Annotated in this window: 16 protein-coding genes; 14 read left to right on the plus strand and 2 right to left on the minus strand. The window is 36.4% G+C overall.

Translation table 11 applies throughout. The annotated features are described in order from the left end of the window. Window positions 1–30 precede the first annotated feature (30 nt). The 12 genes from prfB to ACN6MX_RS03915 all read left to right on the plus strand — a co-directional run bounded on the left by prfB (window position 31) and on the right by ACN6MX_RS03915 (window position 12,405). Window positions 31–1,135 (plus strand): peptide chain release factor 2 gene (gene prfB, locus ACN6MX_RS03860; RefSeq protein ID WP_419961364.1). Its coding sequence is split into 2 segments (ribosomal slippage): window positions 31–96 and window positions 98–1,135, totalling 1,104 coding nucleotides; the frame shifts between segments, so codons are not numbered across the junction. 82 nt (window positions 1,136–1,217) lie between these two features. Next, complete coding sequence (locus ACN6MX_RS03865) at window positions 1,218–2,684, plus strand: methyl-accepting chemotaxis protein (protein ID WP_419961365.1); 1,467 nt, start codon at window positions 1,218–1,220, stop codon at window positions 2,682–2,684. A 318-nt stretch (window positions 2,685–3,002) separates the two neighbouring features. After that, window positions 3,003–3,878, plus strand: coding sequence for a YitT family protein (locus tag ACN6MX_RS03870; RefSeq protein ID WP_419961366.1), 876 nt, complete (start codon window positions 3,003–3,005; stop codon window positions 3,876–3,878). Window positions 3,879–3,929: 51 nt separating this feature from the next. Then, window positions 3,930–4,280 (plus strand): cytochrome c551, encoded by a 351-nt coding sequence (cccB, locus tag ACN6MX_RS03875; protein WP_419961367.1) that lies wholly within the window; start codon window positions 3,930–3,932, stop codon window positions 4,278–4,280. Window positions 4,281–4,572: 292 nt separating this feature from the next. Continuing rightward, on the plus strand, window positions 4,573–4,701 hold the full coding sequence (locus ACN6MX_RS03880) for a hypothetical protein (RefSeq protein WP_419961368.1): 129 nt from the start codon (window positions 4,573–4,575) through the stop codon (window positions 4,699–4,701). Window positions 4,702–5,388: 687 nt separating this feature from the next. Next, window positions 5,389–6,075: a cell division ATP-binding protein FtsE gene (gene ftsE / locus ACN6MX_RS03885; RefSeq protein WP_211893370.1), complete on the plus strand. Its 687-nt coding sequence runs from the start codon at window positions 5,389–5,391 to the stop codon at window positions 6,073–6,075. After that, a complete protein-coding gene (gene ftsX / locus ACN6MX_RS03890) occupies window positions 6,065–6,952 on the plus strand; it encodes a permease-like cell division protein FtsX (protein ID WP_419961369.1) in 888 nt (295 codons plus the stop codon). Before ftsE ends, ftsX begins: the two co-directional genes overlap by 11 nt. A gap of 27 nt (window positions 6,953–6,979) precedes the next feature. Continuing rightward, entirely contained in the window at window positions 6,980–8,290 is a 1,311-nt protein-coding gene (locus tag ACN6MX_RS03895) for a murein hydrolase activator EnvC family protein (protein ID WP_419961370.1), read from the plus strand. Between the two features lie 528 nt (window positions 8,291–8,818). After that, complete coding sequence (locus ACN6MX_RS03900; protein WP_419961371.1) at window positions 8,819–9,397, plus strand: redoxin domain-containing protein; 579 nt, start codon at window positions 8,819–8,821, stop codon at window positions 9,395–9,397. Window positions 9,398–9,468: 71 nt separating this feature from the next. Then, on the plus strand, window positions 9,469–10,884 hold the full coding sequence (locus tag ACN6MX_RS03905) for a S41 family peptidase (protein WP_419961372.1): 1,416 nt from the start codon (window positions 9,469–9,471) through the stop codon (window positions 10,882–10,884). An 85-nt stretch (window positions 10,885–10,969) separates the two neighbouring features. After that, window positions 10,970–12,139, plus strand: coding sequence for a PDZ domain-containing protein (locus ACN6MX_RS03910; protein ID WP_419961373.1), 1,170 nt, complete (start codon window positions 10,970–10,972; stop codon window positions 12,137–12,139). An 8-nt stretch (window positions 12,140–12,147) separates the two neighbouring features. Further along, complete coding sequence (locus ACN6MX_RS03915) at window positions 12,148–12,405, plus strand: CsbA family protein (protein ID WP_419961374.1); 258 nt, start codon at window positions 12,148–12,150, stop codon at window positions 12,403–12,405. A 701-nt stretch (window positions 12,406–13,106) separates the two neighbouring features. On the opposite strand, the gene ACN6MX_RS03920 is transcribed toward ACN6MX_RS03915, so the two are convergent. Continuing rightward, complete coding sequence (locus ACN6MX_RS03920) at window positions 13,107–13,415, minus strand: AzlD domain-containing protein (protein ID WP_419961375.1); 309 nt, start codon at window positions 13,413–13,415, stop codon at window positions 13,107–13,109. 4 nt (window positions 13,416–13,419) lie between these two features. Beyond that, window positions 13,420–14,127 (minus strand): AzlC family ABC transporter permease, encoded by a 708-nt coding sequence (locus tag ACN6MX_RS03925; RefSeq protein ID WP_419961376.1) that lies wholly within the window; start codon window positions 14,125–14,127, stop codon window positions 13,420–13,422. A 110-nt stretch (window positions 14,128–14,237) separates the two neighbouring features. Here ACN6MX_RS03925 and ACN6MX_RS03930 point away from each other — a divergent pair, with 110 nt between their 5' ends. Continuing rightward, on the plus strand, window positions 14,238–14,879 hold the full coding sequence (locus tag ACN6MX_RS03930; RefSeq protein ID WP_419961377.1) for a TVP38/TMEM64 family protein: 642 nt from the start codon (window positions 14,238–14,240) through the stop codon (window positions 14,877–14,879). Further along, window positions 14,872–15,423, plus strand: a complete 552-nt coding sequence (gene lepB, locus ACN6MX_RS03935; protein ID WP_419961378.1) for a signal peptidase I — start codon at window positions 14,872–14,874, stop codon at window positions 15,421–15,423. Before ACN6MX_RS03930 ends, lepB begins: the two co-directional genes overlap by 8 nt. The last annotated feature ends 12 nt before the right edge of the window (window positions 15,424–15,435 follow it).

Here is a 15,435-nt window from a genome sequence, read left to right on the forward strand (position 1 = left end):
TTTAGACAAAAGAAAGTCGGAGGAAAACAAATGATAGAAATAGCAACAGTACGCAATGAATTAGATAGAACTTCAGGAAAGTTAAAAGACTTTAGGGGGTCTCTTTGACTTAGAAAACAAAGAGGTTCGTATTCAAGAATTAGAAGAGCTGATGACATTTCCAGATTTTTGGGATGATGCACAGGGAGCTCAAAAAGTGATTAATGAAACCAATGCATTAAAAGCAATAGTAGAAGAGTATCGTAGTCTTGAGTCTACACAAGAAGACCTAGAGATGACTTTGGAATTGATCAAAGAAATGCCAGATGAAGAGTTACAGGAAGACCTTGGTAACGAGTTAAAAGAATTTACCAAAAAGCTTAGTGATTTTGAATTGCAAATGCTACTTAGCGAGGAATACGATAAGCATAATGCAATTTTAGAATTGCACCCTGGTGCTGGCGGTACAGAGTCTCAAGACTGGGGTTCGATTTTGTTACGTATGTACCAACGATGGGCAGATAAACGTGGCTTTAAAGTAGAAACGATTGATTATTTACCTGGGGATGAAGCTGGTATCAAATCGGTAACGTTACTGATAAAAGGACATAATGCATATGGCTATCTGAAAGCGGAAAAAGGCGTGCATCGTCTTGTTCGTATTTCGCCTTTTGACTCATCTGGCCGCCGTCATACTTCATTTGTTTCCTGTGAAGTAATGCCTGAGTTTAATGATGAAATAGAAATAGATATTCGCACAGAAGATTTGAAAATTGACACGTATCGTGCAACTGGTGCTGGTGGGCAGCATATTAATACGACTGACTCAGCAGTTCGTATTACACATTTACCTACAAATACAGTTGTTACTTGTCAATCAGAGCGTTCACAGATTAAAAACCGAGAACATGCGATGAAATTATTAAAATCAAAACTGTATCAGCTGAAAATTGAAGAACAAGAAGCACAATTATTGGAAATCCGTGGAGAGCAAAAAGAAATCGGATGGGGAAGTCAAATACGTTCGTACGTATTCCATCCATATTCCATGGTAAAAGATCATCGTACAAATGAAGAAAGCGGTAATGTCCATGCAGTTGTAGATGGGGAAATCGATCCGTTTATTCATGCTTATCTACGTTCAAAAATAAATTAATAGACGTTTTACACACCGATGTTATAATTATATAACATCGGTTTTTTTATTTTTCAGAATACAAGGGATAGGGGAAAGAGCAATGAATATTAATGAGTTGAAAAACGAAGATTTAAAGAGAAAAAACTTCATTTTATTTTTAGCTTATGGATTAGCAGCAGGTCTTGGATTACTAGTTCAAATTATTATTCAACAGGCAGCAGTTGTTATTATTTCTATTGGAATACCTTTTGTTGTAGTAATTATTATGTATTTAGCAGCTAGAAAATCAATACGTGTCGCATCTGTTCTTCCTTATTTTGTTATAGTCGCAGGAGCGATAACAGCTGTCAGTATGAGTTATTTTAATGAAGTAAGTATTGCCACAATCGTATTGGCTCTATTCATCCTAATTTTGAGTAGCTTACATTCTAAACAGAGTATTTTTATATTCGGTTACATTCTGTGCGTAGGCGCGATGATTGTAAATGTGATGTTGGATAACTCAGGTATATTTGAAGGACGAACTGTGAATATTTTCTTTATCCAATTCATCATGGCCCTCGGAATTTTCTTACAGGTGAGACAAAGTAAGAAGTTATTCTCCAATGTTGAGAAACTTATAGAAGATGCTAAAGCTAAATCAGATGAAGATACGTTTCTACATCAAAAATTAGAAACTGCTGTATCTGTCATTACGACTAATTTGGAGCAAATTCGCACTAATACATTTAATACCAACAATGCGCAGCAAGAAATGCTTGTTGCTGTAGGTGAAGTTAGTATTGGTTCTCAAAAACAAGCAGACCACGTAATTGATATTGTAAAAAATACAGAGGCAACTTCTGACTCAGTGAAAGAAATGGCCGGACATTTGCATGAGATTGTTAAACAAGCAGAGTTAGCGGAACAGAATGCTTCGGATGGTTCTATGGTAATGGAAAAAATGAAAAATGAAATTGATGCATTTACAGTCTTTTTTGTAGAACTCAATAAAACGTTCAATGGACTTTCCGAAAAAATTAATGAAACAAATAATTTTGCTAGTGATATTCGCCAAATTACAGCACAAACTAATCTTCTAGCTTTAAACGCCTCCATAGAAGCCGCAAGAGCCGGTGAACTAGGAAAAGGATTTGCTGTTGTGGCAGAAGAAATCCGAAAACTTGCAGGAGTAACGGATCAATCACTGGAAAAAATAGATGATAATCTAAACCAATTAAATAAGTTCAATCAAGCAGCCCTAAACAAGCTAGAAAACGGTGTAAACCAAATTTACACTCAAGTAGCAACTGCCGATAAATCGAATAAATCATTTAATAAACTTCATGAAACAATGAGGAATTTGCAAAATGAGTTAGCTAAATTCCTACGTGATGTGGATGTCATTTCAAATAATACAGAATCCATTAATATTAGTGCCAATGAATTTGCTGCGATTATTGAAGAAAGCACAGCAACCGTAGAAGAATTCAACGCAACACTTGTACAAATAACCGAAGATCAACAGGCAACTGCCAAATATATAGATGAAACATATAAGGAAGCACAAAGTATTAATAAAAAATAATTATTACTTTAAAAGCGTGTCTTTGAGACATGCTCTTTTTTAATAGAAAGAAAATTTTGTGCAGCTTTGAACTAAGGTTTCCAGAATCTCCAAAGTATCTCGGAAACTAAAGAAACTGGTTTTGGTCTTAATCCTATTTGTTTTTTTCTTTCGTTTTTATGTATAACTTTCCTATGTTGAGAGATAACATATACACAACCCTCTAATTTCATTCACTTCACCTCGTCAACACGCTATCTTGCTGAAGTTCACAAATTACTTGCCACTTGTTATACTAGTGCAGGCAAACACAAGTATTTGAATGAAAGAGGATATGAAATGGAAACTAATAACAATCGTAGACTATATAAAGAACCACATCCTATTATCAAAAATTCGAAGGATTATGTATATGTAATTATTGGTGCAGCCATCATTGCAGTTGCATTTAACGTCTTTTTATTACCAAACCAAGTAGCTTCTGGTGGAGTTAGTGGAATTAGTACAATTTTAAAAGGAGTCTTTGGTTGGGAGCCAGGACTTGTCCAATATGCTTTCAATATTCCATTATTTATAGCAGGACTTATCTTTTTGGGTGCAAAGTTTGGTATTAAATCCTTCGTTGGTACACTAGTGTTGCCGGCGGTAGTGCTAGTGACTTCGAGTTGGGAACCATGGACGATGAATCCATTGCTTGGAGCTTTATTTGGCGGAATTACTGTAGGTTTGGGCTTAGGAATCGTTTTTAGAGGTGGTGCTTCCACAGGTGGAACTGATTTAGCAGCACAAATTATTACGAAGTATACAGGATTTTCTCTTGGGACAAGTGTACTTTTATTGGATGGATTGATAGTACTTAGCGCTGCATTCGTTTTCGACATAGAGAAAGCTTTATATGCGCTAATTGCTTTATTTGTTACGACAAAAACGATTGATCTTGTTCAACTAGGATTTAGTCAATCGAAAATGATTTATATTATTACGAATAAACAAGATGAAATTAGAGATGCTATATATACCGAGATAGATCGCGGTGTAACAAAACTTCCAGCTTATGGTGGGTATACGAATGTGGAACGGCCAATTTTGATGGTTGTGGCATATCAGACAGAATTCACAAAGTTGAAACATATCATTAAAACTATTGACCCTGCTGCTTTTGTCATAGTTTCGGATGCCTATGAGGTTCTGGGAGAAGGTTTCAAAAGATCATAAGTTAGGTATACTAATTATGCAGACTTAATTCTATTTTAGGGAGGAAGAAACATGAACAAAAAACTATTAGCTTTAATATTTGGAGCAGGGTTAGTTCTAGCTGCATGTGGTGGCGGTAATGATAATGCCGATAAAGGTACAGATACATCAACTGGCTCTGGTACTACCACTGAAACAGCTTCAGTGGATGCAGAAAAGATCGTTAGTGCAAAATGTATTAGCTGTCATGGTCAAAATTTAGAAGGGTCAGGTAACTTCCCAGCTCTAAAAGATGTAGGCTCGCGCTTATCAGAAGATGAAATATTAAATGTTATTGAAAACGGTAGAGGGGCAATGCCACCAGGAATTATTTCTGGTGACGACGCTAAAGCAGTAGCTAAGTGGTTAGCAGCTAAGAAATAATTTTAGAAAATCAAAGCCTTCATATGAGATCAGCTACTCTTTTTGAGTAGCTGATTTTTTTGAAGTTTATAAAATGTACCCAGTTGTTGAAGCGCGACAGAGACAAATAACATGAAATTACCAACATCTCTCTAAAATAATCGGTAATAATATAGCGGTAAATCTGTCCAAAGCTCTTCGAAAACCATAAAAACAGGTTTTTAACTTAAAGGACTGGGCATTTTTTGCTCGGTTTTTTTAGAGAAAGCATATAGAAATGTCCTGTGAAAACTAGGTTTGGGGTACTTTAAAAATGATTAATACTATGATTTCCGTTTCAGGCGGAGACAAAGGAACGATGGCTAAGAACGCCACCTTCCACTACAATCAATTAATGTGTAGTACTCCACAAGAAGATTTAGCCTGCTTTTCGTTTAGATGATAAGATTGGTCAAATTTTAAAGAGTGATCAAATTATTGGTAATCGATTTTGAATGAGATATGCTGCTATTATCCAATAATAGTGGAAGGAAGCAGATTACCTTTTATACTAGTGGAAGTATAGAGAAATAGTAAGTGTTTACCAAATAAAGAAGCGAAATAGCGAACGAAATTGTATCTTCGAGAGCTTGCTCATTGTATAGGATAGTAATCTTTTCTATAGTTATCCAAAAAAGCACTAACCTGTTTCTAAAAGTTGTAGAAGGGTGAAGGACAGATACAAGTCATAAAATTAACGAAAAAAAGGGATGCTGGTTGGTTGTGACGTCCGTCACAACCAACCAGCATCCCTAAAAATTCAATCGTTAATCCTATAACAAAAGGTCTGTACAAAGCCCTTCGAAAGCGCTAGAAACAGGTTTTGAACTTAAAGGACCGGGCGTTTTTTTTGCCCGGTTTTTCTTATTGAAACAAAAGCAGGAATCACCTCGAATAATGTAGAACTTTAGTAAGTAGGTACAAGGTAGTTAAGTGTATTTAACTAGTTAGTATAAAACATAGATTTGTTTTTAAAAAATCTACCCTTATTTACCTATAAATTGAAATCTAATTGTAACAAACAAAAGCGCTTCTAATGTTATAATAGGCGTGTTGCATTTTATGACGAATCTAATTAGGTGGTTTATTAATGATAGAAATGATAAATGTCTACAAAAAGTATCCAAACGGTATTGTTGCCGCAAACGGTATTGATGTAAAGATTGAACAAGGCGATTTTGTCTACGTAGTAGGACCAAGTGGAGCAGGTAAATCAACATTCATCAAAATGATGTATCGAGAAGAACGTCCAACCACTGGAGATATTTTGATCAATGGTGTCAATTTAGCAACTCTCAAAAACAATAAAGTACCATATTTAAGACGCCAAATCGGTGTAGTATTCCAAGACTTTAAATTATTACCACGCTTGAATGTATATGAAAATGTGGCATTTGCATTAGAAGTTATAGAAGAAACACCTAAAGTAATACGCAAAAAAGTTATGGATGTATTAGAGCTAGTTGGACTGAAACACAAAGCAAGAATGTTCCCAACAGAGCTTTCCGGGGGAGAACAGCAACGTGTGTCTATTGCTAGGTCTATCGTGAATACACCAAAGCTTGTTATAGCGGATGAACCTACGGGAAACTTGGATCCAGAAACCTCATGGGAAATTATGAATATATTCGAAGAAATTAATGCTCGAGGAACAACGATTATCATGGCAACTCATAATAGAGAAATTGTTAACACTATTAGACACCGTGTTATAGCAGTTGAGGGTGGATTAATCACTCGAGACGAATACGGAGGAGAATACGGTTATGAAGGGTAGAACATTAGGAAGACACTTCAGAGAAAGTATTAAGAGCATCAGTCGAAATGGGTGGATGACATTTGCTTCGGTAAGTGCAGTAACAGTTACATTGTTACTTGTCGGAGTGTTCGTTATGATTATGATGAACTTAAACAAGGTAGCAGATGACTTGGAAAAAGACGTAGAGATTAAAGTCTATGTCGAATTAACATCAGATGAAGCTTCTATAGCAAAACTAGAACAAGAGATTAAAGAGACAAAAGGGGTAGCAGAGGTCAAATATTCTCCAAAAGGAGACGAGTTAAATAAATTAGTAGTTGATTTTGGAGAGGATTTACGATTATTTGAACAACAAAATCCATTACATAATGTATTTTATGCTAAAGCTACCAATCCTCAAGAAACTGAAGCAGTGGCTGAGAAATTAGATCGTCTCGATAATACGTTTGAAGTAAAGTATGGAGAAGGTAAAATAGAAAAGCTATTCTCGTTTTTAAATACCGGTAGAAACGTTGGACTAGTATTGATTTTGGCGTTGTTATTTACAGCAATGTTCCTTATCTCTAACACGATTCGTATTACAATTGTTGCAAGAAGAAGAGATATTGAAATTATGAAGTTAGTAGGAGCAACGAATTGGTTTATTCGTATTCCATTCATCTTAGAAGGTATGTGGCTTGGAATTTTAGGCGCCATCGTTCCTATAACGTTAGTAACAGTACTCTACTATAATATCTATAGTTTGCTAGCTCCGAAGTTAGAACAAGGAAAATTATTTGAGCTACTTGAGTTCTCACCATTTATATATCAAGTGAACGCTTTGATTTTATTAATGGGGGTACTAATAGGCGTTTGGGGAAGTTTCATGTCAGTTCGCAAATTTCTACGTGTGTAGTTGGAAAATTGAAGGGAGCAAGAAATTTTGAGAAAACAGTCTAAATGGATGCTACGAATTATGGCAATAGCTACTACAGGAGCACTTTTAATAACGACTCCGAGTGCGTTTGCAAATACATTAGATGATTTAAAAAACGAACAAAAACAATTAGAGCAAAAGAAAAATACAATTGACTCAGGCATTAAAGATACAGAAGGCAAGATAGATCAAAACGTTTCAAAAATTGATCAAATTATGGCACAAATAAAAGAGTTAGATACTAAAATTATTAATACCGAAGCACAGATTTCTGAAGTGTTAAATCAAATAAAATTGACAACAACTGAAATTGAAAAATTACGTGCTTCTATTAAAGAGCTTGAAAGAAAAATTGAAGAACGTGATGAACTATTAAAAGAACGTATCCGTGCGGTTCAAGTAAGTGGAGGTTCTGTTAGTTATCTAGATGTATTACTTGGGGCAAATAGTTTTATCGATTTCATCGACCGCTTTTCTGCAGTTAATACGTTGATGGAGGCAGATCGTACCATCTTAAAAGAACAAGCAGATGATAAAGCGCAATTAGAAGAGCAGCAAGCGAGTTTAGAGAAAAAACTACAACAGCAGGAAGATAGTAAAAATGAGCTTGTCAGTTTAAAAGGTTCTCTAGATAGTCAAAAAGCTTCTAAAGGTAATTTAGTGGATCAGTTAGAAGTAGAGCAAGCAAAATTGATCAATCAAAAAGAAGTATTAGAAACGGAATATGATGAAATCCTAAACTTAAGTCAAGAAACGCAAAATAAAATTGTTGCTGAACAAAAAAGATTAGCAGAAGTAGCAAGAAAAGCAACAGAAGAAAAGAAACGTAAAGAAGAAGCAGAAAGAAAACGTCAGCAAGCAGCAAGTGGTGGTTCTTCAACAGCTATTCCAAATGTCTCTGCTGGATCTTGGACAAAGCCTGCATCTGGACGATTCACTTCTGGATATGGTAGTAGAACTCACCCGATTCATGGGGTAGTTAAAACCCATTATGGTATAGATATTGCGAACAGTACTGGTACACCAGTACTAACTGCTGCCGATGGAGTTGTTTCTTATGCTGCTCCGCTTAGCACATATGGAAATGTTATTATGGTGACACATTCTATTGATGGTAAAATCTTCACTTCTTTATATGCGCATTTAAGCAGTATTAAAGTAAGTGTTGGACAAGTAGTATCGAAAGGGCAGATTATAGGAGCGATAGGTACTACTGGTAATTCGACTGGGCCTCATTTACATTTTGAGATACATGTTGGAAACTGGGAAGGTATGGCTACAAACTCTGTAAACCCATTGAGATATATTTCTTTATAAATTTTAAACAACGCTTTTCCATTCATGGAGAAGCGTTGTTTTTTTGTTAGTAACAATTTCATAAAAATCTTTATGTATTTCTTCAATAATTAAGTGCTAGATAATAGTAAAAAGGTAATACTATGATTTCCGTTTCATGCGGACGCTTTCCGCGGGCGGTCCGTGAGCCTCCTGCGGAGTCTCACCTGGACACGCTGTTTCCGCTGGAGTCGCCGCACTGCACTTCAATCAATAAGTGAGTAGATATTAACTTTATAATTGAAGCGACTTAGTATTATAAAAACGATGATTCGACTAGGTTAATGAAAGAAAAAATAATTATTAACTTTTAGAATTTCCATTCAGTAGCATCGGTGGTAAATAGGATGTGCGGCAAGCGCACATCCGTTAAGAAAGTTTCTCCATATATAAATACATTTTTCAATTCACTACATAGTCACAGATTTAGCTCATTTAATTCGTATTTAATGCGGTAGATGACATATAATAAGGGCAGTGAAATATTATCGTGCCAGTAGGAGGTATAATATGAAGAAAAAAATTATTGGGCTGTTAGTTATAGCTGCATTAGTAGCAATCGCAACAATATCCTTTGTAAGAGATAATATTGATGAACAAGAAGCATTTGCAGGCGAGCAATTGGGTACAGATCTTGCCAAAAATCCTGCGAATGAAGGGTTAGGTCAAGGGAATACCGCACCTAACTTTACACTAACTACATTAGAAGGCGAGGAAGTTACACTCGCAGATTATAAAGGAAAGAAAGTAGTGTTAAATTTATGGGCAACCTGGTGTGGTCCATGTAAAGCAGAGATGCCACATTTACAAAATTATTACGAAGATATGGCAGAAAAAGAAAATGTAGAAATTTTAGCTGTCAATTTAACTAGTTCTGATGTTGGGTTGGACAAAGTGAAGGCGTTTCAAGAAGATTATGGACTTAGTTTTCCGATTCCATTAGATGAAGATGGTGTTGTTGGGGATACCTATCAAGCAATTACGATACCTACAACTTATATGATAGATACGACAGGAACCATTCAAAATAAGATTGTTGGACCAATGGATGAGCAAATGCTAACAGATTATATAAGTAATTTAAAATAAGAATCGATTTTTGGGCAAGTATTAAACTCCTCTTACCACACATATATTAGTGGAAAAGTAGGAGGTTGAACTTGCGCAAAAGTCGGTTTTTTCTTTATGGATTGTTCGTCGTTATAATATTAGGCATCGGGTATCTATGGTTGATGAAGCCTTCAGCCACGGAACAAAAAAATGTAAGTGATAGTCAAGTAATTGATGAAGCGTTTCAATTGATCAAAAAAGAGGCAGTGTTCTCTAAAAATGAAAAAGTGCTCGTTGAAGGTGCAATTCGTGGGATGGCAGAAGCATTAGAGGATCCACATAGTACGTATTTAACCAAGGAAGAGGCTGCGAACCAAGAAGCATCACTTGCGGAAGAAAGGGTTGGAATTGGGGCAGAGATAATGCTTTCTGCAGGGAAGTTTGTCGTGGTGGCACCTTTAAAGGATTCCCCTGCCTTTAAAGCTGGCTTAAAGTCTCAGGATGAAATTGTTCGAGTGAATGAAGAAAGAGTTGAAGGAAAGTCAATGACGGAGCTAATACAGCTGTTAAGTGGTAAAAAAGGAACTAGTTTAAAAATGACTGTGTATCGAGCTAGTGATAATCGCCATGTCGAATTACATATGAAACGTGACACGATTGCGATGCATACGGTTTCTAGTGATATTTATGAAGTAGATGACTATTCAATTGGTATTGTGAATATCACGTTATTTGGTGAGAAGACTGGGGAAGAGTGGGAGAAACAAACGAAAGCCCTGGTGGAACGAGGGATAGATGGGCTTCTAATTGATGTAAGAGGAAATCCAGGCGGCTATTTATATAGTGTATCTACTATTATTGGTACTTTATTGCCGAATGGCTCCACTTTCGCTTATATGCAAGATGCAAAAGGTGTGCTGGAAATGCTCAATACCGAAACAAAAGACAATCAGTATTTAAACAAACTTCCTGTTGTACTGTTACAAAATGGTGGTAGTGCTTCTGCAAGTGAAGTATTGTCTGGAGCACTAAAAGATAATAAACGTGCGATGATTGTCGGAGAAACTAGTTTTGGTAAGGGGACTGTTCAGGAAACACATCCACTACAAAATGGAGGAAAGCTTAAAATCTCTACTCATAAATGGCTTACTCCAAAACAAGAGTGGATCCATCATAAAGGAATCCAAGCGGATTTACAGGTTGAACCGGATGAATTATATACGATGGACATCAAATATTATCAAGGTAATTTTCGTGTAGGCGACTTTGGGGAAGAGGTAAAGTATGTTCAACAAGTATTAGGAGCACTTGGTTATAATATAAGTCGTCAAGATGGATACTTTGATGAAGATACGGAAGATGCTATTGAAAAATATCGACAAGAGAGAAGCTTAGATGAATTTAACGAGATCGATGATGCTCTCTTCCAATCATTAACAAAAACTATTCTCGATTATAAAACTAGTAGAGAAAATGATAAACAGTTCCAAATGGGAATTAGTTATTTACTTCATGATATGAAATAACAAATTAAAGACGAAAAACCTATACGCAAAGCCCTCTCCGTTTGTTACAATAATAGTTGTATAGTTGCAAGTGAGGGGGATGCGTATGGTGCAAGAAGTATTAATCGAATTGGCTAAAGGAATTGGACGTTTTTTCCTTCATCCAGCAGTATATATTACGCTTCTCTTCTCGATATTGATCGGATATGTTCGAGTGAAAAGAGAAAGAAGGCAATTTCGTACAAGATTATTATGGGGATGGACCGAAACCAAGCATTTCTTGCTAGATGGTATAGTTTGGGCCCTCATTTTATCTGTTATCAGTGTAGCTATCGGATTAGTTATTCCTAATTCTTGGCTTTGGATATATAGCGTGTGGATGATATTATTTATACTTTTATTTACGTACCAGTTAGGTTCTACGGTTTATACTATTGCATTAGGTGCGGCAACAGTCTATGCTATGTATACATTTAGCTGGTCATTTGACGTATTTTCATGGACTGTGTCTGGACTAGATATTTTACAGGATGGAATAGTGCCAATAGCTATAATGGCCGGACTGTTGCTTATTGTAGAAGGTGTTCTTATTCAAAAACATGGTGCTACGCAAGCCTCTCCAAAACTAGTGACAACTGCTAGAGGTATGGAAGCGATCGTCTATCATGTTAAAAAACTATGGTTATTGCCTATATTACTTATAATTCCTGGAGATGTTATTCCTTCGTATATACCGTATTGGCCACAGTTTTCACTTGGAGAAACTACCTTTTCTTTGATTTTATTTCCATTTGTAATTGGCTTTCAACAAAAATCTCAACATTCCCTACCTATTCATTTTTTCGTAGAATACGGAAAAATTGTTTGGCAACTAGGGATTATTATTACGCTAATTGCGGCTATCGGTTACTTTGTGCCACTAGTTAGTGCAATTGCCCTACTAATTGGTTTAATAGCAAGATTGCTTATTACGATCATAAAATACCAACAAGAAAAGACAGGAAATTATGCTGTCTCACCACAAACGAATGGTGTTATGATTGCGGGAGTTCTGTCCGGTTCTCCAGCTGAAAAAATGGGTCTATTAATAGGAGAACGTATTGTCAAAGTGAACGGACAAAAAGTTGAAAACGAACAGGAATTATATGAAGCGGTTCAAATAAATGCCGCCCATTGTCGGTTAGAAGTACTGGATTCAAATGGAGAGTTACGTCTTCGTCAGCATATATTATTTAGACATGATCATTATCGACTAGGTCTAATCTTAGTTAGATAGGAGAAGCAATGGAATCACTATCACTCACAACTCAACTAATATTGGCTATTTTTGCTCCTGCATTACTCGTCGTACTATTTACACGTATCACATTCAATCATTATGTTGCGCTAATATTGACTGTCGCATTATTTGCCGCATCGGTCTACGCAGGCTACACACACAGATGGTGGATTTATATGATCGACGCCGCTTCACTCACATTCGGCTTCTGGTATAGTACGCATATGAAAACTAGTAAAAATAAAAAAAATCCGCCTCTTTAACCAAAGAGAGCGGATTTTTTGTATATGAACACTGAATTCATGGGGTTTAAATGAATGAGTAATACTACTGATTTCCGTTACATGTGGTCGCTTCCCGCGGGCGAGGCCGAGCCTCCTCGTTCGCTACGCTCCCTGCGGGGTCTCGACTTTCTCGCTTATCCCGCTGGAGTCGCCACATTTCACTACAATCAATAAAACGTGTGGCACTGCACAAGAAGATATAATATAGCGTATCGCTTAGATGATAAGATTAGTCAAAGCTAATATAGGGATAAAAACGTCTATTGAATTGGGGATACTATTCTGTAACGAAGAATGAAGCAACTAGACTTTCTTTTATCTGGTGGAAATAAAGAGAAATATTAAGTAGTTACTAAATAAAGAAGCGAAATAGCGAACGAAATTGCATCTTCGTGAGCTTCCTCTATCATTAGGAAAGTATCTTATCTCTAGTTATCCAAAACGCTTAGTAACCTGTTACTAAGCGTTGTAGGAGGTCGACCGTCAGACAAATGCCATAAAATTACCGAAAAAGGAGAGGCTGGTTGTGACGAAAGTCACAACTAGCCTCTTAAAAAAATACTCGGTAATCATATAGCAAAACAGCTGCCAAAAGCCCTTCGAAAACGATAAAAACAGGTTTTGCCCTTAAAGGCCCGAGTGTCTTTGCCTGGTTTTCTTAATTATGTACAAATAAACTATCAAAATATCAGACTATATATCGCTAAAACTCCAATGGTACCAAGTACAACAACCATCACATTTGAAAATAGAAAAGCTAAGCTAAAAGCAACGACCGTTCCTATTAAACCAAATAGAAGATTATCCTGCTGCACATATAAAATTGCAGGGAAGATTAAAGCGCCTAAAACTGCATAAGGAATATTGCGTAATACACCTGATACGACTGGAGGCAGTTCTTTTCCCTCTAAAAAGGTGAGAGGAAATGCCCTTGGAATATACGTAACCAGTGCCATTCCAAGTATTGTCCACCAATACCACATACCCATTAAGTTATGCCCCTTTCGGTAAACTTTTGCCGCGTTTTGTGTAAATTATTTCGATAAAAATAGAAGCTGCTAATGTAGCGACTAAAATGGACCAGCCCGTCGACAATAGCTGAGTCCAATAAAAGAACCCATTAATCATAGCTGCAACTAGTGCGAGCATTACTACTTTTCTGCTTCCACGCATAGAGGGAACTAGCAGTCCAACAAACATCGCATACAAAGCAATGGACATTGCTGCTTGTAAAAATGCCGGGAGATTTGCACCAATGACATGACCAACTGCAGTAAAAACAACCCAGCTGCTATACGCTATTAAAGCTACGCCAAAAGCAAAAGGTGTAGCTATTTTCTTGCCTTTTTGGGTAGCTAATACCGAAAAACTCTCATCTGTGATCCCAAAAGCATAAATTCCTTTAATCCATCTTTTTTCACTTTGCATCTTTTCATTCAGTGCGGCCGTCATTAGGAAGTGACGAATATTAACGACAAACGTATTTAAAACGATTAAAATAGGATCAACACCTTTTGAAATAAGCGTGAGGGACATATATTGTGCTGCTCCTGCATAAACGAAAATACTCATGGCTGTAGCTTCCAAAATGGAAAGGCCAGTCGTTTTAGCTAGCAGGCCAAATGTCAGGGCAACTGGAAAATAACCGATAGCAATACTGATCCCCGCTTTCAATCCTGAAAAAAATGAATTATTTTTCACAAAACGTTCACCACCTAAATACATAATCAACAAATTATACTATAAGAAGAACGTTTTATGTACAGTAATATTGGGAATAGTATAAATATACATATTTGGAGGAGAGCCAAATGCCGGAATGGTTTTCAATAGAAACATTAACAAATTTAACACATGATTATCGAGCACTTGGACCACTAATTGGAATCCTATTGCCCTTTTTGGAGGCATTTCTCCCATTTTTGCCGCTAGTCGTTTTTATCGTAGCTAACGTCAATGCATATGGCTTACTGATTGGTTTTCTTATATCCTGGATAGGGTCGGTTGCCGGTTCCTATGCGGTATTTTTAGTGATTAGAAAATATGGACGAGCACGTGCATTAGGATTTATTACGAGGCATGTGAAAATTCAAAAACTTATAAAATGGGTAGAAAGAAATGGATTTGGACCTCTTTTTTTACTCGTTTGTTTCCCATTTACACCTTCTGCATTAGTTAATATTGTTGCAGGTCTTTCAAATATAAAGAAAAATACTTATTTCTGGACGCTAGCATTAGGTAAGCTCATAATGATTTTCGTTGTTAGTTTTATTGGATCTGACATTAAGGCATTGATCACTCAACCAATTAGAACCGCTATTGTTATTTTGCTAATTGCTATTCTATGGTTTGTTGGGAAAGCAATCGAAAAAAGGATCAATAAAAAAGTAGAGGCGGATTTTAGATTAATCAGCAGTGAAAGAAAAAACAAAAGAGGAGAAAGTCTTGAATAATGTAAAAAAAGAAATGTTGGAATGGTTGACTGCACTAGTTATTGGTATTTTAATCGTAATGTTCGTCAGAATGTTCCTTGTGACAAATTATGAAGTAGTGGGACGGTCCATGATGCCAACATTGCATAACAAAGATAAGGTGATTGTTAGTAAACTTTCTAAAATTGATCGGATGGATATTGTGATTTTCCATGGGGATCAGCGTGAAGATTATGTGAAGCGTGTAATTGGTCTACCAGGTGATAAGATTAGCTATGAGAACGATGAGTTATTTATTAACAATAAAAAGGTAGAAGAGCCTTTTCTACAATCTTATAGTGCATATGAAAATCCAAATGATAACTTCACTGGAGATTTTGAATTGGAAGAACTCACCGGAAGTAAACGGGTTCCACCAGATAAGTTGTTTGTTTTAGGGGATAATCGGATTTCCAGTTTGGATAGCCGATATTTTCACTTTGTAGATAAAAAAGAAATTGTTGGTGAGGTAAAGATGCGCTACTGGCCCATCTCGCAGGCAACAACTCAATTCTATTCCGAATAATTTCCCTCTTTC

This window comes from Psychrobacillus sp. BM2 (assembly GCF_048572895.1).
Classification (GTDB): domain Bacteria; phylum Bacillota; class Bacilli; order Bacillales_A; family Planococcaceae; genus Psychrobacillus.